The 19,667-nt window shown below is 72.1% G+C and carries 17 protein-coding genes and 1 other RNA gene; 15 read left to right on the forward strand and 3 right to left on the reverse strand.

What is annotated here, in order from left to right:
- The first annotated feature begins 13 nt into the window (after positions 1 to 13).
- The 4 genes from ftsX (at position 14) to ssrA (ending at position 3,220) form a co-directional block, all read left to right on the forward strand.
- Complete coding sequence (gene ftsX, locus JIW86_RS24930) at positions 14 to 982, forward strand: permease-like cell division protein FtsX (protein ID WP_215147338.1); 969 nt, start codon at positions 14 to 16, stop codon at positions 980 to 982.
- Positions 983 to 1,049: 67 nt separating this feature from the next.
- Positions 1,050 to 2,243, forward strand: a complete 1,194-nt coding sequence (locus JIW86_RS24935) for a S41 family peptidase (RefSeq protein WP_416237597.1) — start codon at positions 1,050 to 1,052, stop codon at positions 2,241 to 2,243.
- Positions 2,244 to 2,261: 18 nt separating this feature from the next.
- The gene (gene smpB, locus JIW86_RS24940) at positions 2,262 to 2,747 is read left to right on the forward strand and encodes an SsrA-binding protein SmpB (RefSeq protein WP_215147342.1); all 486 of its coding nucleotides are present in this window, start codon (positions 2,262 to 2,264) and stop codon (positions 2,745 to 2,747) included.
- A gap of 84 nt (positions 2,748 to 2,831) precedes the next feature.
- Positions 2,832 to 3,220: a transfer-messenger RNA gene (gene ssrA, locus JIW86_RS24945) on the forward strand.
- Positions 3,221 to 3,319: 99 nt separating this feature from the next.
- Here the strand turns inward: ssrA and JIW86_RS24950 are convergent.
- Together JIW86_RS24950 and JIW86_RS24955 are read right to left on the reverse strand one after the other, a co-directional pair.
- Entirely contained in the window at positions 3,320 to 3,544 is a 225-nt protein-coding gene (locus JIW86_RS24950; RefSeq protein WP_257556121.1) for a type II toxin-antitoxin system Phd/YefM family antitoxin, read from the reverse strand.
- A 92-nt stretch (positions 3,545 to 3,636) separates the two neighbouring features.
- A complete protein-coding gene (locus JIW86_RS24955; RefSeq protein ID WP_257559431.1) occupies positions 3,637 to 4,929 on the reverse strand; it encodes an MFS transporter in 1,293 nt (430 codons plus the stop codon).
- A 94-nt stretch (positions 4,930 to 5,023) separates the two neighbouring features.
- Between JIW86_RS24955 and JIW86_RS24960 the strand changes: the two genes are divergently transcribed.
- The 8 genes from JIW86_RS24960 to JIW86_RS24995 all read left to right on the forward strand — a co-directional run bounded on the left by JIW86_RS24960 (position 5,024) and on the right by JIW86_RS24995 (position 14,849).
- Positions 5,024 to 5,989, forward strand: coding sequence for a LysR family transcriptional regulator (locus tag JIW86_RS24960; protein ID WP_257556122.1), 966 nt, complete (start codon positions 5,024 to 5,026; stop codon positions 5,987 to 5,989).
- Positions 5,990 to 6,086: 97 nt separating this feature from the next.
- Complete coding sequence (locus JIW86_RS24965; RefSeq protein WP_257556123.1) at positions 6,087 to 7,460, forward strand: nitrate/nitrite transporter; 1,374 nt, start codon at positions 6,087 to 6,089, stop codon at positions 7,458 to 7,460.
- A gap of 93 nt (positions 7,461 to 7,553) precedes the next feature.
- Entirely contained in the window at positions 7,554 to 8,702 is a 1,149-nt protein-coding gene (locus tag JIW86_RS24970) for a uroporphyrinogen-III synthase (RefSeq protein ID WP_257556124.1), read from the forward strand.
- 32 nt (positions 8,703 to 8,734) lie between these two features.
- Complete coding sequence (locus tag JIW86_RS24975; protein WP_215147353.1) at positions 8,735 to 9,283, forward strand: GNAT family N-acetyltransferase; 549 nt, start codon at positions 8,735 to 8,737, stop codon at positions 9,281 to 9,283.
- 122 nt (positions 9,284 to 9,405) lie between these two features.
- Positions 9,406 to 9,966: a CGNR zinc finger domain-containing protein gene (locus JIW86_RS24980; RefSeq protein WP_257556125.1), complete on the forward strand. Its 561-nt coding sequence runs from the start codon at positions 9,406 to 9,408 to the stop codon at positions 9,964 to 9,966.
- A 95-nt stretch (positions 9,967 to 10,061) separates the two neighbouring features.
- The gene (locus tag JIW86_RS24985) at positions 10,062 to 12,368 is read left to right on the forward strand and encodes a HelD family protein (RefSeq protein WP_215147357.1); all 2,307 of its coding nucleotides are present in this window, start codon (positions 10,062 to 10,064) and stop codon (positions 12,366 to 12,368) included.
- 436 nt (positions 12,369 to 12,804) lie between these two features.
- Positions 12,805 to 14,208: an NAD-dependent malic enzyme gene (locus JIW86_RS24990; protein ID WP_215147359.1), complete on the forward strand. Its 1,404-nt coding sequence runs from the start codon at positions 12,805 to 12,807 to the stop codon at positions 14,206 to 14,208.
- Between the two features lie 359 nt (positions 14,209 to 14,567).
- Positions 14,568 to 14,849, forward strand: a complete 282-nt coding sequence (locus tag JIW86_RS24995) for an HU family DNA-binding protein (RefSeq protein ID WP_007264399.1) — start codon at positions 14,568 to 14,570, stop codon at positions 14,847 to 14,849.
- A 321-nt stretch (positions 14,850 to 15,170) separates the two neighbouring features.
- On the opposite strand, the gene murA is transcribed toward JIW86_RS24995, so the two are convergent.
- A complete protein-coding gene (gene murA, locus JIW86_RS25000; RefSeq protein WP_215147360.1) occupies positions 15,171 to 16,517 on the reverse strand; it encodes a UDP-N-acetylglucosamine 1-carboxyvinyltransferase in 1,347 nt (448 codons plus the stop codon).
- 263 nt (positions 16,518 to 16,780) lie between these two features.
- On the opposite strand from murA, the gene JIW86_RS25005 reads away from it, so the two are divergent.
- The 3 genes from JIW86_RS25005 to JIW86_RS25015 all read left to right on the forward strand — a co-directional run bounded on the left by JIW86_RS25005 (position 16,781) and on the right by JIW86_RS25015 (position 19,451).
- Positions 16,781 to 17,341, forward strand: a complete 561-nt coding sequence (locus JIW86_RS25005; protein WP_215147362.1) for a YqgE/AlgH family protein — start codon at positions 16,781 to 16,783, stop codon at positions 17,339 to 17,341.
- Positions 17,342 to 17,370: 29 nt separating this feature from the next.
- Positions 17,371 to 17,661, forward strand: a complete 291-nt coding sequence (locus tag JIW86_RS25010) for a DUF3039 domain-containing protein (RefSeq protein WP_257556126.1) — start codon at positions 17,371 to 17,373, stop codon at positions 17,659 to 17,661.
- A gap of 146 nt (positions 17,662 to 17,807) precedes the next feature.
- Positions 17,808 to 19,451 (forward strand): beta-N-acetylhexosaminidase, encoded by a 1,644-nt coding sequence (locus tag JIW86_RS25015; RefSeq protein WP_257556127.1) that lies wholly within the window; start codon positions 17,808 to 17,810, stop codon positions 19,449 to 19,451.
- The last annotated feature ends 216 nt before the right edge of the window (positions 19,452 to 19,667 follow it).

Here is a 19,667-nt window from a genome sequence, read left to right on the forward strand (position 1 = left end):
CCCTTGAGACGTCATGCGCGCCCAGTTCGTCATGTCGGAGATCGGCGTCGGCCTCCGTCGCAATCTCACCATGACCTTCGCGGTCATCATCTCCGTGGCCCTCTCGCTGGCCCTGTTCGGCGGCTCCCTACTCATGCGCGAGCAGGTGAGCAAGATGAAGGGCTACTGGTACGACAAGGCCAACGTCTCGATCTACCTCTGCAACAAGCAGGACGCCCAGGAGGCCACCGAGGCGGCCGCCAAGCCCGACGGTTCGGGGGCAGCCGCCGCGGGCGTCGCCACCTGCCGCAAGGGCGCGGTGACCGAGGAGCAGAAGAAGCAGATCGAGACCGAGCTCAAGCAGATGTCCCTGGTGAAGTCCGTCGCCTACGAGTCGGCGGACGAGGCGTACAAGCACTACCAGGAGCGGTTCGGCAACACCGCGCTCGCCTCTTCCATCACCCCGGACCAGATGCAGGAGTCCTTCCGGGTCAAGCTGAAGAACCCGGAGAAGTACAAGGTCGTCACCTCCGCCTTCGCCGGCCGCGACGGCATCCACACCGTCGACGACCAGCGCCAGGCCATCGACGACCTCTTCCGGATCCTCAACTACCTCAACATCGCCGCGCTCGCCATCATGCTGATCATGCTGATCGTGGCGCTGCTGCTGATCGTCAACACCGTGCGCGTCTCCGCGTTCAGCCGGAGGCGGGAGACCGGGATCATGCGGCTGGTGGGTGCCTCCAGCTTCTACATCCAGGTCCCCTTCATCATGGAGGCGGCCGTCGCCGGCCTCATCGGCGCCGTCTTCGCCTGCGTGATGCTCGTCTCGGGCCAGTACTTCGTCATCGACCACGGCGTCGGCCTGCGGGACAAGATCCAGCTCATCGACTTCATGGGCTGGACCTCGGTCCTCGGCAAGCTGCCGTACGTGCTCTTCATCGGCCTCCTGATGCCCTCGGTGGCCGCCTTCCTCGCATTGCGCAAGTACCTGAAGGTGTGACAAGCGCCCCGCGAGCGGTCCGGTCAACCATCCGTACCGGCGCGGGGCTTGTCCTAGACTCGGCGCCATGCTGGGCTTGCCGAGTATTCCCGCCTCCAGTCTCCGGCCCCGCGACATGCGTCGCGGGGCCGTTTTGACGTTGGTTTTCCTCGCGGCCGTCGGAACCGCCGCGAGCACCGGCTGCTGGGACCGCGACGACGCCACCGCCGCCGCCCTCGGCGTCCGTACGGGGGCCGTCGCGCCCGATCCGCCCAGGGCCACGGGCACCGCCGACCGCGAGGCCGTGGCCCGCGCCGCCGCCGAGGCCGTCGCCGACGGGAAGTCCGGCAAGAAGGCCGCCCAGGAGGTGGTCAGCCGCAGCGGAGACCGCTGGGGCACCGTCTACGACCAGGGCGAGTACGCCGCCTTCGCCGAGGGCCTCGACGGCCGCTGGACCGGGGTCGGGCTCTGGGCCCGGCGCGGCCCCGAGGGCCGCATCGAGGTCGACAAGGTCCAGCCCGCCGGCCCCGCCGCCCGGGCCGGCGTACGCGCCGGGGACCGGCTGCTGAGCGTCGACGGGCACGCCGTCTCCGGCCTCGCCGTCGCCGACGTGATCGCCCTGCTGCGCGGCGCGGCGGGCACCCCCGTCGTGCTGAGCCTGAGCCGCGACGGCGCCGACCTCACCGAAACCGTCCGCCGTGAGCAGCTGCGCACCGAGCCGGTGACCGTACGGCAGCTCCGCGACGGGATCACCGTCATCAAGGTGGCCTCCTTCACCCGCGGCTCGGGCGAGCGGGTCAAGGCCGCCGTCCGCGCGGCCCCGCCCGGCGCCGGGGTCATGCTCGACCTGCGCGGCAATCCGGGCGGGCTGGTCGCCGAGGCGGTGGCGGCCGCCTCCGCGTTCCTGGACGGCGGGCTCGTGGCGACGTACGACGTACGGGGCGACCAGCGCGCCCTGTACGCGGACCCGGGCGGGGACACCGCCCGGCCGCTGGTGGCCCTGGTGGACGGCGGCACGATGAGCGCGGCCGAGCTGGTGACGGGCGCCCTCCAGGACCGGGGCCGGGCCGTGGCGGTGGGCAGCCGGACCTTCGGCAAGGGCTCGGTGCAGATGCCGACGGAGCTCCCGGACGGCTCGGTGGCCGAGCTGACGGTGGGCACGTACCGCACGCCGGGCGGCCGCAGCCTGGAGGGCAGCGGCATCACCCCGGACGTGGCGGCGGGCGCGGGAGCCGAGGAGCGGGCCGCGCAGGTATTGGGTGGCCTCGGGGTGGGTCCGTAGTGCGAAAATGACCGCACTATGGCTAAGGAAACAGGGCGCAAGCTGATCGCCCAGAACAAGAAGGCGCGGCACGACTACGCGATCATCGACACCTACGAGTGCGGTCTCGTGCTCACGGGCACCGAGGTCAAGTCCCTGCGCCAGGGCCGTGCCTCGCTCGTGGACGGCTTCGTGTCGGTGGAGGGCGGCGAGGCCTGGCTCTACAACGTGCACGTGCCGGAGTACAGCCAGGGCACCTGGACGAACCACAGCGCCCGGCGCAAGCGCAAGCTCCTCATGCACCGCGAGGAGATCGACAAGCTGGAGCGCAAGGCGGACGAGTCGGGTCACACCATCGTGCCCCTGTCGCTGTACTTCAAGGACGGCCGGGCGAAGGTCGAGATCGCGCTGGCGAAGGGCAAGAAGGAGTACGACAAGCGGCAGACGCTGCGGGAGAAGCAGGACACCCGCGAGACGAACCGGGCGATCTCGGCGGTCCGCCGCAAGCAGCGGGGTACGGTTTAATCTCCTGGCACGCAGTGGTCCACTTCGCGTACCATGGCGTCAGCACCCCCCGCTTGCGGGGGAAGCTGTTTGTTAAAAAAACATGGGGATGATCGGTTTCGACAGCGGATGTCGATGCAGGGGAAGCGAGCCGAGGAAGCGGCAATGATCTCGCTAACCATATGTCGCAAACAATAATCGCCAACTCCAAGAGCGATAACTCCCGCTTCACCCTCGCTGCCTAATAACAGTGAGCTGAAGCCTCTGTGAGGAGCGTCAGCCCGGAAGTGGTCCCGGTCCGGATCCTGGCGTCAATTAGGGATCTAAACCTCTAGCCCCGGTCACGGGGGTTGGAGGGAAATCAAACAGTGACTGAGCCCGTCGGAGACTTGTCCGTGTGATCTCCGGGGCTGAGAAAAGCGCAGCGGACTGCGCTCGGAGAAGCCCTGCTTCTGCACCGTTGGACGCGGGTTCGATTCCCGCCATCTCCACTCATCCCATGTGGGCAAAGGCCCCGCAGCCTCTCGGCTGCGGGGCCTTTGTCATGCCGTGCCCCCGGCCTGGTCCCTCAGCTCGTCGGTGGTCTTGGCGACCTAGGGTGCGCTCTCGCGGTCACGGGCGACGGCCTCCATGAGCCGCCGGGCGTTGGCGGGGGCGCGGAGCAGGTAGACGGTCTCCTGCCACGAGTCGTAGTCGTCGGCGGACATGAGGACGGCGTCGCCGTTCTCGGAGGTGATGCGCACCGGGTCGTGGTCGGTGTTGACACGCTCGATCAGCGGAAGGAGCGTAGCTCGGGCTTCGCTGGCGCTTATGGACATGGCGTCCACCCTCTCTGAGTTGTACGTGCTCATAGTGCGGGACCGGCAGACGAAACCGGCCCCTTCGGTCCGGCGGGACCGGCCGGGTCGGGTTATTGCGGATCATGGGCGGCCGTGGTGCGTACCGCGCGGGAACGATCGCCCGCCCGCCGGGTGGATTGACCGGCGGCGGCCGCCACGGCGGCGAGGGCGGCCGCCGCGGGCAGCAGGTAGGCCGTCGGCGGGCCGAGGTGGTCGATCGTCAGGCCCGCCGTGGCGGAACCGGCCGCGATGCCCGTGAGGATGGCGGTGACCGCGAGGGTCATGCCCTCGTTGAGGCGGCCCGAGGGGGTCAGGGCGTGGACCCGGGACATCGCGGTGACCATCGTCGGGGCCGTGGCCATGCCGGCCAGGAGCAGGGCCCCGGCGAGTGCGGGCACCGAGCCGGTGGCCGCCGCGGCCCAGGGCAGGGCCATGAGGGCGGCCAGCGCGCACACGCAGGTCCGCAGGGTGCGGGGGCGCAGGGTGCCGTAGAGCAGGCCCGCCGCGCAGGAGCCCGCCGCCTGGAGGGCCAGGACCAGGCCGGAGGCGGCGCCCAGCCCGGCGGCGTCGAGGAAGGCGATCGAGGTGACCTCCATCGAGCCGAAGACCAGGCCCAGGCAGCCGAAGAGGGCCAGGAGCGGGCCGAGGGCGCGCAGCGGCGAGCCCTGGCGGGGCGCCGACCCCGTCGCCGGGGGCTGCGTGGAGCGCTGGGCGGTGAAGACCAGCATCCCGGTGAGGAACAGGGCCGCGCCGGCGAGGGTCCCGGCCTCGGGGAAGACGGCCGTGCACAGGAAGGCGGCCAGTACCGGGCCGAGCAGGTAGCAGAGTTCGTCGGCGGCCTGTTCGAAGGACATCGCCGTGTGGTGCGAGGCCGGGGAGTCGCGCAGCAGGTGCGTCCAGCGGGCCCGGGACATGCCCCCGATGTTGGGGGTGGTGGCCGTGGCCGCGTAGGAGGCGAAGAGGGTCCAGGCCGGGGCCTCGGTCCGGACGCAGACGATCAGGGCGAGGGAGCCGAGGACCGCGATCAGAGTGGCTGGAACGGCGATCCGGGCCTGCCCGTGCCGGTCGACCAGCCGGGCCGTCCAGGGCGCGACCAGCGCCGTGGCGGCCATGCCGGTCGCCGTGACCGCCCCGGCGAGGGCGTACGAACCGCGCTGGCCGGCGATCATCATGACCGCGCTGATCCCGAACATGCCCATGGGCAGCCGCGCGAGCAGGTTCCCGGCGGTGAAGGCGCGGGTGCCGGGGAGGGCGAACAGGCGGCGGTACGGGCCGGCGGCGCGGCCCCGGCCCCGGGCAGGGGCAGGCGCAGGGCCAGGGGTGGCCGGGGCGGCGAGGACGAGCGTGGTGCCGGTGACGGTCATGAGGGGCATGACAACCACCCTCGGCCGGGACCGGGTTCGGCGTCCAACACCTGTTCGGGGCCCATTCACCGCTTTCTGTTGTTAGTCTCCGGGGGTGAATCCCCGTGATCTGGACCCCCGGCTCCTGCGCGGGTTCGTCGCCGCCGCCGAGGAGCTGCACTTCACCCGTGCCGCCGCCCGCCTCTACACGGCCCAGCAGGCCCTCAGTCGCGATATCCGGCGGCTCGAACAGGCCCTGGGGACCGGGCTGTTCGTACGGACCACCCGCGCGGTCGAGCTGACCGCCGACGGGGTGCGGCTACTGCCGCTCGCCCGGCGGGTGCTGGCCGCGCACGAGGAGCTGGCCGCCGCCTTCACCGCCCCGCGCGCGCTCCTCGTAGACCTGAACACCGACGGCCCCAGCACGGGCCGCCGGGTGCTGGAACGCGCCCGCGAACTCGCCCCGGACTGCGAGCTGATGGCCCGTTTCGAGAGCGGGCTCACACACTCCGCCGCCGAGATCGCGGCCGGCCGGCTCGACGTCGCCTTCGGGTACGCCGACGGGCTGGACCCGGCGCTGCGGGCACGGCTCGCGCAGGCGCCCGTACGGTACGAGCCGCTCGCCGTGCTGCTGCCCGAAGGGCACCCGCTGGCCGCGGAGGCCGCCGTACGCCTGGACGCGCTGGCCGGCGAGACCGTGTACGCCGGAGCCGGGAACCCGCGGACCCTGGAGTGGACGGGGCTCGCGCGCGAGCTGTTCGCCGGGCGCGGGATCGAGATGGCGCCGCCCGCCCCCATGGCCATGGGGAAGGAGGAGTTCCGCCGGGTGATGACCAAGACCGGCAATCCGGTCCTGGTGACCGTGGACTTCCTCGACATGCCCGGCTGCGTGAAGCGCCCGCTCACCGACCCCGTGCCGCTGTCCCCGCTGTCGATGGTGTGGCGGCGCGGTTTCGGCCATCCCGGACTGGACGCCCTGCACGCCGCGGCCGGCGCACTGGCCGCCGAGCGGGGATGGCTCGAACCGCCGCCCGGAAGCTGGGTCCCCGCCCGGCTCACACACGGCCCCGGTGCCGGGTGAGAGCAAGGTTTCCCGGCGGTCATCCGGCGGGGACCGGGGCCGAAACGCGCCGTTCCTATGATCGCCACCACGGACGCGACAGCTGTGGAGGCGTGTGATGACCGGTACGACCGCACCGCGCAAGGGGGGCCGCTGGATCGAGCGGTGGGACCCCGAGGACGAGACGTTCTGGCAGGAGACGGGGGAGCGGACCGCCCGCCGCAACCTGATCTACTCCGTGCTCTCCGAGCACATCGGGTTCTCCATCTGGTCGCTGTGGTCCGTGATGGTCCTCTTCATGGGACCGCAGTACGGGATCGACCCCGCCGGGAAGTTCTTCCTCATCGCCACCGCGACGGCGGTGGGCGCCCTCGTGCGGATCCCCTACACCTTCGCCGTCGCCCGCTTCGGCGGCCGGAACTGGACGATCGTCAGCGCCCTGCTGCTGCTCGCGCCGACCGTGGCCGCACTGGTGGTCATGGAGCCCGGGACCTCGTACGGCACCTTCCTGGCCGTGGCCGCCCTGACCGGCGTCGGCGGCGGGAACTTCGCCTCGTCGATGACGAACATCAACGCCTTCTTCCCGCTGCGCAAGAAGGGCTGGGCGCTCGGGCTGAACGCGGGCGGCGGCAACATCGGCGTCCCCGTGGTGCAGCTCGCCGCGCTGCTGGTCATCGGCACCGCCGGGGCCGGGCACCCGCGGCTGCTGCTCGCCGCGTACATACCGCTGATCGTGATCGCCGCGGTGCTCGCGGCACTGCGGATGGACAACCTGGCCCCCGTGCGCAACGACACCGGCGCGGTGCGCGAGGCGGTCGGCGAGCCGCACACCTGGATCATGGCCTTCCTCTACATCGGCACCTTCGGGTCCTTCATCGGCTACAGCTTCGCCTTCGGGCTGGTGCTCCAGACGCAGTTCGGCCGGACCCCGCTCCAGGCGGCCTCGCTGACCTTCATCGGGCCGCTGCTCGGCTCGCTGATCAGGCCGGTGGGCGGGGCGCTGGCGGACCGGTTCGGCGGGGCGCGGATCACGCTCGCCACCTTCGTGGCGATGGGCGCCGCGACCGCGGTCGTCATCCTCGCCTCGGTACGGGAGTCGCTGCCCGTGTTCCTGGTCGGATTCGTGGCGCTGTTCGCGCTGAGCGGGCTCGGCAACGGCTCCACGTACAAGATGATCCCCGGGATCTTCCAGGCGAAGGCGCTGGCCCGCGGCATGGGCGGCGAGGACGCCGCCTCGTACGGGCGGCGGCTGTCCGGCGCCTCCATGGGGCTGATCGGCGCGGTCGGCGCACTCGGCGGACTCGGCATCAACCTCGTCTTCCGCGAGGCCTTCAAGACCTCCGGGTCGGGAACCGCCGCCTTCGTCACCTTCCTCGGCTTCTACGCGGTGTGCTGCGCCGTCACGTGGGCGGTATACCTTCGCCGGCCGGCCGCGGCCGCGGTGATCCAGACGGCCGGGGCCTCAGCGAAACCGCAGCTCACGTCGGTGTAACCGCGGCGAAATACGGGTGAACCGAGTCCGACACGCCACCTTGGCAGGCTCGGTCCACCCGTACGGCCCCCATGCGTCACAAGGCAGGTCACGATGGACGACACCAAGACCGGCCCGCTTGCGGGCTTCACCATCGGAGTCACCGCGGCACGGCGGGCCGACGAGCTGATCGCCCTGCTGCGCCGGCGCGGGGCCTCCGTGCTGCACGCTCCCGCGCTGCGGATCGTTCCGCTGGCCGACGACAGCGAGCTGCTCGCCGCCACCAAGGAGCTGATCGGCTGCGCGCCGGACGCGGTGGTGGCCACCACCGCGATCGGGTTCCGCGGCTGGATCGAGGCCGCCGACGGGTGGGGGATCGGCGAGGAGCTGCTGGAGCGGTTGCGGACCACCGAACTGCTGGCGCGCGGACCGAAGGTGAAGGGCGCCATCCGGGCCGCCGGGCTGGTGGAGACCTGGTCCCCGGAGTCGGAATCGCTCGCCGAGGTACTGGAACGGCTGCTGGCGGCCGGGGTCGCCGGGCGGCGGATCGCCCTCCAGCTGCACGGGGAGCCGCTGCCGGGCTTCGTCGAGGCGCTGCGGGCCGGCGGGGCCGAGGTGGTGGTGGTCCCGGTGTACCGGTGGATGGCGCCCGAGGACCTCGCGCCGCTGGACCGGCTGCTGGACGCGGTGGTGGGCGGCGTGGTGGACGCGGTGACCTTCACCTCGGCGCCGGCGGCGGCCTCGCTGCTGTCCCGGGCGGAGGAGCGCGGAGTACGGGAATCCGTGCTGGAGGCGCTGCGGGGCGGGGTGCTGTCCGCGTGCGTGGGGCCGGTGACCGCGGTGCCGCTGCAGGCGCAGGGGGTGGACACCGTGCAGCCGGAGCGGTTCCGGCTGGGCCCGCTGGTGCAGCTGCTCTGCCAGGAGCTGCCGGGCCGGGCGCGGGTGCTGCCGGTGGCCGGGCACCGTTTGGAGATCCGCGGGCACGCGGTCCTGGTCGACGCGGAGCTGCGGCCGGTGCCGCCGGCCGGGATGGCCCTGCTGCGGGCCCTGTCCCGGCGGCCGGGGTGGGTGGTGGCCCGGGCGGAGCTGCTGCGGGTGCTGCCGGGGGCGGGGCGCGACGAACACGCCGTGGAGACGGCGATGGCCCGCCTCAGGGTGGCGCTGGGGGCGCCGAAGCTGATCCAGACCGTGGTCAAGCGGGGGTACCGGCTGTCGCTGGACGCGGGCGGCGAGGCCAAGTACGGGGAGGTGCCCGCCCCGTGACGGGTGGGGAACTCCTCGGCTAGCGTGCGGCAATGATCATTGACGGGGTGGAGATGAGGGGCCTCGAGCCCGGCGACGCCGCCGGGCTGGCCGGGGCTTACGCGCGCAACCGGGCGTACATGGCGCCCTTCGAACCGGACCGGCCGGAGGACTTCTACACCGAGCAGGGGCAGCGGGCCCGCATCGAGGGCATGCTCGCGGACCGGGACGCCGGGCGGATGGTCCCGTACGTGCTGGTCGAGGCCGTGGGCGGCACGCCCGTCGGCGCGATCAACCTCGGCTCCATCGCGCTCGGCCCGCTGTGCAGCGGTGGCGTGGGCTACTGGGTGGACCAGGACTGGAACGGCAAGGGTCTGGCCACGGCCGCCCTGGAGGAGGTGTGCCGGGTCGCCCGCGACGAGGTGGGCCTCCACCGGGTGGAGGCCGGGACCCTGCTCGACAATCCGGCCTCGCAGCGGGTGCTGGCGAAGGCGGGCTTCGAGGCGTACGGGGTCGCGCCGCGCTACCTCCACATCAACGGGGCCTGGCGCGACCACCGGCTCTTCCAGCGCCTGCTGCACGACGACCCACCCGGCCGCTAGGCCCTGTCCGCCCGGACAGGGCCTAGCCGCCCGGCGGCCCCCGCACCCGCTCGGGGGGTTCCGCTGGGCGGCGGGGGGCGGCACTCTGGTGGGGCGCCCCACGACGCGAGGCGGTGACGGGCATGCGGTTCGACTCCGGCCGGGTCTGCCTGGACCTGGTGGCCACTTTCGCCCCTCAGGAGGGGATCCCGGACGGTGACGAGCTGCGGCTGTGGCTCGCCGGGGCCGGGCTGGTGCCCGACCGGACGCCGCTCGCCCGGGTCGGCCCGGACTGGGCCGAGGCCTTCCGGTCACTGCGGGCCGACGTGGAGACCCTCGTACGGGCGGAACTGGACGGCGGCGAACCGGACGAGCGGGCCCTGGCCCGGGTCAACGCGCTGGCCGCCGGTCCACCCCCGGGCCTGTGTGCCGTTCGGGACCAGGAGGGCCACCTCGTACGGGAGTTGTGCGGCGGTGTGGAGTGCGGGGCCCTGCTCGCCGCCGTGGCCCGGGACGCCGTCGAGCTGCTGACCGACCCCGGCGACCGGGCCCTGCTGCGGGCCTGCGAGGGTGACGGCTGCGCCCGGGTCTACCTGGACACCTCCCGGGGCCACCGGCGCCGCTGGTGCTCCAGCGAGCTGTGCGGCAACCGGGAGCGCGTCGCCCGGCACCGCCGCCGGGTCCTGGCCGGGGGGTCCGTGTAGGCGGTTCCGTGCAGCGGTTCCGGAACGGGCGTGCGGACAGGGTGCCGATTCGCGTACGGTTGACGGTCGCCCATGCACGTCAGAAGGGGGCCTTGGTGGCCGCGCAGAATGCCGCTGTCGACAGCACGGCGGATTCCGTCCGAGATCGGGAGATCGCGGTCGAGCAGACGCATCTCGACCGGGTGTACACACGCCTCGAGGAGAAGATCCACGAGGCCGAGTTCCTGATGAACGACGCCGCCAAGCGCGGTCAGGTGGGCACCCCCGGTGCCCTCGCCGAGCGCGACGCGCAGGTCTTCAGGGCGGGTATCCACCTGAACCGGCTCAACAACGAGTTCGAGGACTTCCTCTTCGGCCGCATCGACCTGGTGCTCGGCAAGGACGGGGAGCGCGGCGCGGACGGCGCCTACACCTCCGTCTCGCCCGCCGAGGACGCGATCCGGGAGGACCTCACCGCCGACATCGCCGAGACGCTGCACATCGGCCGCATCGGAGTCCTGGACTCCGACTACGCGCCGCTGGTCATCGACTGGCGGGCCCCGGCGGCCGCGCCGTTCTACCGCTCCACGCCCAAGGAGCCCGGCCGCGTCGTGCGCCGCCGCGTCATCCGCTCCAAGGGCCGCAAGGTGCTGGGCGTCGAGGACGACCTGATGCGCCCCGAGGTCACCGCGTTCCTGGACGGGCAGGAGCTGCCCGCCATCGGCGACGGCGCCCTGATGGCCGCGCTCGGGCGGGCCCGTACGCACTCCATGCGGGACATCGTCTCCTCCATCCAGGCCGAGCAGGACCTCGTCATCCGGGCCCCCGCCGCCTCCGTCGCCGAGGTTGCGGGCGGGCCCGGAACCGGCAAGACCGCCGTCGCCCTGCACCGCGCCGCCTACCTGCTCTACCAGGACCGGCGCCGCTACTCCGGCGGCATCCTGATCGTCTCCCCGACCCCGCTGCTCGTCGCGTACACCGAGGGCGTGCTGCCCTCGCTCGGCGAGGAGGGCCAGGTCGCCATCCGGGCGCTGGGCTCGCTGGTCGACGGCGCCGAGGCGACCACGTACGACGACCCGGCCGTGGCCCGGATCAAGGGCTCCTCGCGGATGCTGAAGGTGCTGCGCAAGGCCGTACGGGGCGCCCTGGAGCTCGGCAACGCCCCCGACCGGCTGCGGGTCGTGGCCTTCGGGCGCCGCCAGGAGCTGGAGGCCGACGAGCTCAACCGGATCCGGCAGAACATCCTCGGCGCCACCACCCCCGTCAACATGCTGCGCCCGCGCGCCCGCAAGCTGCTGCTCGACGCGCTGTACGCGAAGTCCGGCGGCGCCGGCCGGCACAGCGACCCGGAGCTGGCCGCCGAGCTGCGCTCCGCCTTCGACGAGGACATCTCCACCGAGGACGACTTCATCGGCTTCCTGAACGCCTGGTGGCCCGAGCTGACCCCGCGCACGGTGCTCGCCGCCATGGCCGACGAGCGCAAGCTCGGCCGCTGGTCGCGCCGGGACCTCAACCCGCGCGAGACCCGCCAGCTGGCGCGCTCCCTGCGCCGGCTGGGCCCGGACGGCAAGGGCCCCCTGTCGGTGCACGACGTGGCGCTGCTGGACGAGCTCCTCCAGCTGGTCGGCGCGCCCGCGCGGCCCAAGCGCAGGCGGGAGATGGACCCGCTGGACCAGCTCAGCGGGCTGGAGGAGCTGATGCCGACCCGCGAGGAGACCCAGTGGGAGCGGGCCGAGCGGCTCGCGGCGGAACGCACCGAGTACGCGCACGTCATCGTGGACGAGGCCCAGGACCTGACGCCGATGCAGTGGCGGATGGTGGGCCGGCGGGGCCGGACCGGCACGTGGACGGTGGTCGGCGACCCGGCGCAGTCCTCGTGGACCGACCCGGACGAGGCGGCCGCGGCCCGCGACGAGGCCCTCGGGTCCCGGCCGCGCCGGCGCTTCACGCTGACGGTGAACTACCGGAACCCGGCGGAGGTCGCCGAGGTCGCCTCCCGGGTGCTGCGCCTGGCGATGCCCGGCATGGAGCCGCCGTCGGCGGTGCGCTCCACGGGCCTGGAGCCCCGTTTCACGGCCGCGAAGGGCGATCTGGGCACAGCGGTGCGGGAGGAGACCCGCAGGCTGCTGGAGCAGGTGGACGGCACGGTGGGCGTGGTCGTGGCCATGGACCGGCGCGCGGAGGCCGCGGGCTGGCTCGCCGACCTCGGCGAGCGGGCGGTGGCGCTGGGCAGCCTGGAGGCCAAGGGCCTGGAGTACGACGCCACGGTGGTCGTCTCCCCGGCGGAGATCGCGGACGAGTCCCCGGCGGGCCTGCGGGTGCTGTACGTGGCGCTGACGCGCGCGACGCAGCAGCTCACGGTGGTCTCGGCGGGGCGGGACAAGCCGGACGCGTCCGGGGTGCCGGAACTGCTGCTTCCGTAAGGTCTCCCGGCCGTACGGCCGTATGGTCCGCGGCCAGGAGCGTGGTGAGCGGAACCGGCTGCCGGGAGGGGGACCGCATTCGGCGATCCTTTGTTAGCCTGGTGAAGGCACCGACTCGATCCAAGCCCCCGGGCCCAACCTTCGTCGCTTAGAGCGACCACTTGCCGCGAGGCGAGCATGGCGGGTCGGTGTCTTATACGTATGCATCACCAGGTCCGCGCCCTCCACTCAGTGGGGGGCGCGGACCTGTTTTGTATGGACCCACCATTCCGCGGACCCCAGATATCTCGTATGGTGGAAGTGTTCTTCCGAAATTTGTAGCTGGTTACCTTGTACCGGCGGGTAGGTGGGACGATCGGACAACAGGTCCTGCCACGCCAGCGGTGTGCCGGGCCCTGTGTGTACAGCGAACCAGGGACAGAAGAGGAACACGGCCATGGCAACGGCGCCCAGCGTCTCGTATTCGATGACGGTCCGCCTGGAAGTGCCCGCGAGCGGAACCGCGGTCTCCCAGCTCACCACCGCCGTGGAGTCCTCCGGCGGCTCGGTCACCGGCCTCGACGTGACCGCCTCCGGCCACGAGAAGCTCCGGATCGACGTCACCATCGCCGCGACCTCCACCGCGCACGCGGACGAGATCGTCGAGAAGCTGCGGGGGATCGAGGGCGTCAGCCTCGGCAAGGTCTCCGACCGCACCTTCCTCATGCACCTCGGCGGCAAGATCGAGATGGCGTCCAAGCACCCCATCCGCAACCGTGACGACCTCTCGATGATCTACACCCCGGGCGTGGCCCGCGTGTGCATGGCGATCGCCGAGAACCCCGAGGACGCGCGCCGCCTCACCATCAAGCGCAACTCCGTCGCAGTCGTGACGGACGGCTCGGCCGTGCTGGGCCTGGGCAACATCGGCCCGATGGCCGCGCTGCCCGTCATGGAGGGCAAGGCGGCCCTCTTCAAGCGGTTCGCCGGCATCGACGCCTGGCCGATCTGCCTCGACACCCAGGACAGCGACGAGATCGTCGCCATCGTCAAGGCGATCGCCCCCGGCTTCGCGGGCATCAACCTGGAGGACATCTCCGCGCCGCGCTGCTTCGAGATCGAGGCCCGGCTGCGCGAGGCCCTGGACATCCCCGTCTTCCACGACGACCAGCACGGCACGGCGATCGTCGTGCTCGCCGCGCTCACCAACGCACTGCGCGTCGTGGGCAAGGCAGTTGGCGACGTCAAGGTGGTCATGTCGGGCGCCGGCGCGGCCGGCACCGCCATCCTCAAGCTGCTCCTCGCGGCGGGCGTCAAGAACGCCGTCAGCGCCGACATCCACGGTGTCGTGCACGCGGACCGCCCCGACCTCGTCGACGCGGCCCCCGACTCCCCGCTGCGCTGGATCGCCGACAACACCAACCCCGAGGGCTACACGGGCACCCTGAAGGAGGCCGTGGTCGGCGCCGACGTGTTCATCGGCGTCTCGGCCCCGAACGTGCTCTCCGGCGAGGACGTCGCCGCGATGGCGGAAGGCGCGATCGTGTTCGCGCTCGCGAACCCGGACCCCGAGGTGGACCCGGCCGTCGCGCGTCAGACCGCCGCCGTCGTCGCCACCGGCCGCTCCGACTTCCCGAACCAGATCAACAACGTGCTGGTCTTCCCGGGTGTCTTCCGCGGTCTGCTGGACGCCCAGTCCCGGACGGTGAACACCGACATGATGCTGGCCGCGGCGGCCGCCCTGGCCGACGTCGTCGGCGAGGACGAGCTGAACGCGAACTACATCATCCCGTCCGTGTTCAACGACAAGGTCGCCGGCGCCGTCGCCGGAGCCGTCCGCAAGGCCGCCACCACGGCCTGAGGGGTTCGAGGCGCGTGAGGGCCGTCTGTGACGGCCCTCACGGGCGCCTGATCCCGGCGCGTCGCGAGATGCGGGCCGCGCGGGCCGCCTCTAGGGTTGCGGGGATGCCCGCGAGGTCCGCGGTCCGCAGCAGCGTGCGGGCGAGGGCGTGGACGGAGCGTCACCGCGGGGTGACTGTGGCGCTTTTCGTGTGACCCCGGCGGGTGCCGGATTGGCTTTCCCGCCGCTGGTGGGGGCAGGATGCGTAACCGGGCGAGAGGGTCTGACGTTCAGACCCGGGTCCGGGGACTGTCCGAGGGCCCTGGCAGCATCGGCTTCGATCTCACGCCTCTAAGGCAAGTTGAACACGGGAGTACAACATGAACCGCAGTGAGCTGGTGGCCGCTCTGTCCGAGCGCGCCGAGGTGACCCGCAAGGACGCCGACGCCGTTCTGGCCGCGCTCGCCGAGACCGTTGGCGAGATTGTCGCCAAGGGCGACGAGAAGGTCACCATCCCCGGCTTCCTGACCTTCGAGCGCACCCACCGTGCCGCTCGCACCGCGCGCAACCCGCAGACCGGCGACCCCATCCAGATCCCGGCCGGCTACAGCGTGAAGGTCTCCGCGGGCTCCAAGCTCAAGGAAGCCGCCAAGGGCAAGTAGTCCTGCCCCGGCGCCGAAGGCCGCACGGGCCTTTGGAACGGCAGCAGTACGGCGAAGGGCGGCCACCCCGGCGGGGTGGCCGCCCTTCGGCCGTGCCGGGCCCGGCGGTTGCCGCCGAGCCCAAGGAGCATGCGTCGAGCCCCAGGAGCCTGCTGCGGCCCACGGGCCCTGCTGAGCCCCACGGCCTGTTGAGGGCCCCAAGGCACCAAGGGGCCCTCTGAGGCCACGAGAAAGCCCCCCTGAGGCCCTTGCGGGCCCTCAGGGGGGCTTTCTGACGGTCCGACGGCCTGACGGGCCGGTACCGCTGCGCCGGCGAACGGCTCAGACGAGGTCGCCGCCCGGCAGCTCGACCTTCGCGCCGAGCTCCACGAGCTTCTCCATGAAGTTCTCGTAGCCGCGGTTGATCAGGTCGATGCCGTGGACCCGCGAGGTGCCCTCGGCCGCCAGCGCCGCGATCAGGTACGAGAATCCGCCGCGCAGGTCGGGGATGACCAGGTCGGCGCCCTGCAGCTTGGTGGGGCCGGAGACGACCGCCGAGTGCAGGAAGTTGCGCTGGCCGAAGCGGCAGGCCGAGCCGCCCAGGCACTCGCGGTACAGCTGGATGTGAGCACCCATCTGGTTGAGCGCCGAGGTGAAGCCGAGCCGGGACTCGTAGACCGTCTCGTGGACGATCGAGAGGCCCGAGGCCTGCGTCAGGGCGACCACGAGCGGCTGCTGCCAGTCGGTCTGGAAGCCGGGGTGGACGTCCGTCTCCAGCGCGATGGCGTTGAGCGGGCCGCCGGGGTGCCAGAAGCGGATGCCGTCGTCGTCGATCTCGAAGGCGCCGCCGACCCGGCGGAAGGTGTTCAGGAAGGTCATCATCGAACGCTGCTGCGCGCCGCGCACGTAGATGTTTCCGCCGGTCGCCAGGGCCGCGGACGCCCAGGAGGCGGCCTCCAGGCGGTCCGGGAGCGCCTTGTGGTTGTAGCCGCCGAGGCGGTCCACACCCGTGATCCGGATGGTCCGGTCGGTGTCGACGGAGATGATCGCGCCCATCTTCTGCAGCACGCAGATGAGGTCCTCGATCTCCGGCTCCACGGCGGCGTTGCTGAGCTCGGTGACGCCCTCGGCCAGCACGGCCGTCAGGAGCACCTGCTCGGTCGAGCCGACCGACGGGTAGGGGAGGCGGATCTTGCAGCCGCGCAGGCGCTGGGGGGCCTCCAGGTACTGACCGCCCTCGCGCTTCTCGATGGTCGCGCCGAACTGGCGGAGCACGTCGAAGTGGAAGTCGATCGGCCGGCCGCCGATGTCGCAGCCGCCCAGACCCGGGATGAAGGCGTGGCCGAGGCGGTGCAGCAGGGGGCCGCAGAACAGGATCGGGATGCGCGACGAGCCCGCGTGGGCGTCGATGTCGGCGACGTTCGCGCTCTCGACGTGGGTCGGGTCGAGCACCAGCTCGCCCGGCTCCTCGCCGGGACGGACCGTCACCCCGTGCAGCTGGAGCAGCCCGCGCACGACCCGGACGTCACGGATGTCGGGAACGTTGCGCAGCCGGCTGGGTTCGCTGCCGAGCAGAGCGGCGACCATGGCCTTGGGCACGAGGTTCTTCGCACCGCGGACACGGATCTCGCCCTCAAGCGGGGTACCGCCGTGGACAAGCAGTACATCGTCACTGACTGTGCCGGTCATGAATCTCGCGTTCCGGAGTGGGGTGGGCAGGGGGCCAGGGAAAAGAGTAAGGGTCCCGACCCCTTTGTTTGTATGGCTGACGCGGCCCTGGAACTGTCATGAATTCGGTACAACACCCTCCGTACCCACCACATGGCGGAGTGTTGCGTTCCGCTCGCGCCGTCCGCGCGCCCTCCCTCCTGCTGCCGTGCGCCCTGAGCTGCGGGCGATCCGATCTCGCCGCCGGGTCCCCGCAACGGGCGATTGTGCGGGATCATGGCGGCATGACCGAGGTGTCCTCCCTCACAGGGCGGCTGCTCGTGGCCACCCCCGCCCTCGCGGACCCGAATTTCGACCGCGCGGTGGTGCTGCTGCTCGACCACGACGAGCAGGGCTCCCTCGGCGTGGTCCTGAACCGGCCGACCCCGGTGGGCGTCGGCGACATCCTGCTGCCCTGGGCGCCCCTGGCCGGCGACCCGGGCGTGGTCTTCCAGGGCGGTCCCGTCGCACTGGACTCGGCCCTGGGGGTGGCGGTCATCCCGGGCGAGGAGGGCCCGCTCGGCTGGCGCCGGGTGCACGGGGCGATCGGGCTGGTCGACCTCGAGGCGCCGCCGGAACTGCTGGCCGCGGCGCTGGGCTCGCTGCGGATCTTCGCCGGCTACTCGGGCTGGGGCCCGGGCCAGCTGGAGGACGAGGTGGGCGACGGCGCCTGGTACGTCGTGGATTCCGAGCCCGGTGACGTGTCGTTTCCGGACCCCGAGCGGCTGTGGCGGGCGGTCCTGCGCCGCCAGCGCAGCGACCTCGCGATGGTGGCCACCTATCCGGACGACCCGTCGCTCAACTGACCACCGCCGCGTTCAGTACCCTGGTTTTTATGAGCACTCTTGAGCCCGAGCGCGGGACTGGTACGGGGACCCTCGTAGAGCCGACGCCACAGGTGTCCCACGGCGACGGCGACCACGAGCGCTTCGCCCACTACGTCCAGAAGGACAAGATCATGGCGAGCGCGCTCGACGGGACCCCCGTCGTCGCGCTCTGCGGCAAGGTGTGGGTGCCGGGCCGGGACCCGAAGAAGTACCCGGTCTGTCCCATGTGCAAGGAGATCTACGAGTCCATGGGCCCCGGCGGGGACAAGGACAAGGACAAGGGCGGCAAGGACAAGTAGTCCGGCCATTCCGCCGCAGGACCAAGGCCCCTGGGGTGCGCATCGGCGTACCCCGGGGGCCTTCGGCGTACTAGGGTCAGCGCGACGAGCACTCTGCGGAACGGGCGTTGCGCAGGGCGCAACAGGCTGCTGCGAAGGGCTGACGCATGGACCTGATCCCCGCACCCCGGGTCGCCGATTTCCATGAAGGCGGGCTCCGCTTCGAGTTCGGGCCCGCGCCGGTGCTCGCCGCCGGGCCGGGCTGCGAGGGCGCCGCGCGCCGGCTGCGCCGCGAACTCGGCGATGCCACCGGCTGGAGCCTGCAGGCCGCGGAGCCGGCCGTGGCCGCCGAGATACGGCTCAGGATCGACCCGGAGGCCGGGGAGGGGCAGGGGGCGGCGCCCGAGTCGTACGGGATCACCGTCGACGCGGCGGGCGTCGAGCTGACCGGCGCGAGCGAGGCCGGGCTGTTCTGGGGCGTCCAGACGCTGCGTCAGCTGCTGGGGCCCGACGTGTACCGCAAGGCCCCGCTGCCCGGTCGCACCTGGAGCGTGCCGTACGTACGGATCGCGGACGCTCCCCGGTTCGGGTGGCGCGGGCTGATGCTCGACGTGGCCCGGCACTTCATGCCCAAGGACGGGGTGCTCCGGTACATCGACCTGCTGGCCGCGCACAAGCTCAACGTGCTGCACCTGCACTTGACGGACGATCAGGGCTGGCGGGTCGAGATCAAGCGCTACCCGAGGCTGACCGAGGTCGGCGCGTGGCGGGCGCGCAGCCGGTGGGGCCACCGGGCCTCGCCGCTGTGGAACGAGACCCCGCACGGCGGTTACTACACGCAGGACGACATCCGGGAGATCGTCGCGTACGCCGCCGAGCGGCACGTCCGGGTGGTCCCGGAGATCGACGTGCCGGGCCACTCGCAGGCCGCGATCGCCGCGTACCCGGAACTGGGCAACGCGGACGTGGTCGACACCTCGGCGCTGGAGGTGTGGGACGACTGGGGCGTCAACGAGAACGTGCTCGCGCCGACCGAGGCCGTCCTGCGGTTCTACGAGGGGGTCTTCGAGGAACTGCTGGAGCTGTTCCCCGCCGAGGTCTCGCCCTTCGTCCACGTGGGCGGGGACGAGTGCCCCAAGGCGCAGTGGAAGGCCTCCGCCGCCGCGCAGGAGCGGATCCGCGAGCTGGGGGTGGACGGGGAGGACGGGCTGCAGTCCTGGTTCATCCGGCACTTCGACACCTGGCTCGCCGAACGCGGGCGGCGGCTGATCGGGTGGGACGAGATCCTGGAGGGCGGCCTCGCGCCCGGGGCGGCCGTCTCCTCGTGGCGGGGGTACGGGGGCGGGATCGCCGCCGCCGAGGCCGGGCACGACGTGGTGATGTGCCCCGAGCAGCACGTCTACCTGGACTACCGGCAGGCGGGCGGCGCCGAGGAGCCGATGCCCATCGCGTACGTCCGCACACTGGAGGACGTGTACCGGTTTGAGCCGGTTCCGCCGAAGTTGTCGCCCGAGGCGGCCGCCCATGTGCTCGGCGCGCAGGCCAACGTGTGGACCGAGGTGATGGAGGACCAGGGCCGCGTCGACTACCAGGTGTTCCCGCGGCTGGCGGCGTTCGCCGAGGTGGTGTGGTCCTGGCAGCCCGCGCCGGAGGAGCGCGACTTCGCCCGGTTCGAGACGCGGATGGCGGCGCACTACGCGCGGCTGGACGCGCTCGGGGTCGGTTACCGGCCACCGGGCGGGCCGCTGCCGTGGCAGCGGCGCCCGGGGGTGCTCGGGCGGCCGCAGGAGGGAACGCCCCCGAACGTGTGACAACGAGAACCGGAACTCTGGCTGGATTTCCGGTGATACGGGGAAAAACGGGCGATCGGCCTGAGGTGTGCGGGTCCGGGCGGCGGCGGGGCAGGGAGCCTCTGGGCGGGCTGCGGGCGAGGGGGCGCCCGGCCTACCCTCGCGCCGGGCGTCCGGGAAGATGTGCCAGAGTTGCCACCTCCCGGAGGTGAGCACGTACCGTACGGCGGAACAGGC

Origin of the sequence: Streptomyces sp. NBC_00162 (assembly GCF_024611995.1) — a bacterium.
GTDB lineage: Bacteria > Actinomycetota > Actinomycetes > Streptomycetales > Streptomycetaceae > Streptomyces.

Coding starts and splice junctions, on each gene's coding strand:
- smpB (WP_215147342.1), top strand. CDS start 2,262: ATGGCTAAGGAAACAGGGCGCAAGCTGATCGCCCAGAACAAGAAGGCG.
- JIW86_RS24950 (WP_257556121.1), bottom strand. CDS start 3,544: ATGTCCATAAGCGCCAGCGAAGCCCGAGCTACGCTCCTTCCGCTGATC.
- JIW86_RS24935 (WP_416237597.1), top strand. CDS start 1,050: ATGCTGGGCTTGCCGAGTATTCCCGCCTCCAGTCTCCGGCCCCGCGAC.
- JIW86_RS24955 (WP_257559431.1), bottom strand. CDS start 4,929: ATGACCGTCACCGGCACCACGCTCGTCCTCGCCGCCCCGGCCACCCCT.
- JIW86_RS24980 (WP_257556125.1), top strand. CDS start 9,406: ATGCGGTTCGACTCCGGCCGGGTCTGCCTGGACCTGGTGGCCACTTTC.
- JIW86_RS24995 (WP_007264399.1), top strand. CDS start 14,568: ATGAACCGCAGTGAGCTGGTGGCCGCTCTGTCCGAGCGCGCCGAGGTG.
- JIW86_RS24975 (WP_215147353.1), top strand. CDS start 8,735: ATGATCATTGACGGGGTGGAGATGAGGGGCCTCGAGCCCGGCGACGCC.
- JIW86_RS25015 (WP_257556127.1), top strand. CDS start 17,808: ATGGACCTGATCCCCGCACCCCGGGTCGCCGATTTCCATGAAGGCGGG.
- JIW86_RS24965 (WP_257556123.1), top strand. CDS start 6,087: ATGACCGGTACGACCGCACCGCGCAAGGGGGGCCGCTGGATCGAGCGG.
- JIW86_RS25010 (WP_257556126.1), top strand. CDS start 17,371: ATGAGCACTCTTGAGCCCGAGCGCGGGACTGGTACGGGGACCCTCGTA.
- JIW86_RS24970 (WP_257556124.1), top strand. CDS start 7,554: ATGGACGACACCAAGACCGGCCCGCTTGCGGGCTTCACCATCGGAGTC.
- JIW86_RS24990 (WP_215147359.1), top strand. CDS start 12,805: ATGGCAACGGCGCCCAGCGTCTCGTATTCGATGACGGTCCGCCTGGAA.
- JIW86_RS25005 (WP_215147362.1), top strand. CDS start 16,781: ATGACCGAGGTGTCCTCCCTCACAGGGCGGCTGCTCGTGGCCACCCCC.
- murA (WP_215147360.1), bottom strand. CDS start 16,517: ATGACCGGCACAGTCAGTGACGATGTACTGCTTGTCCACGGCGGTACC.
- ftsX (WP_215147338.1), top strand. CDS start 14: ATGCGCGCCCAGTTCGTCATGTCGGAGATCGGCGTCGGCCTCCGTCGC.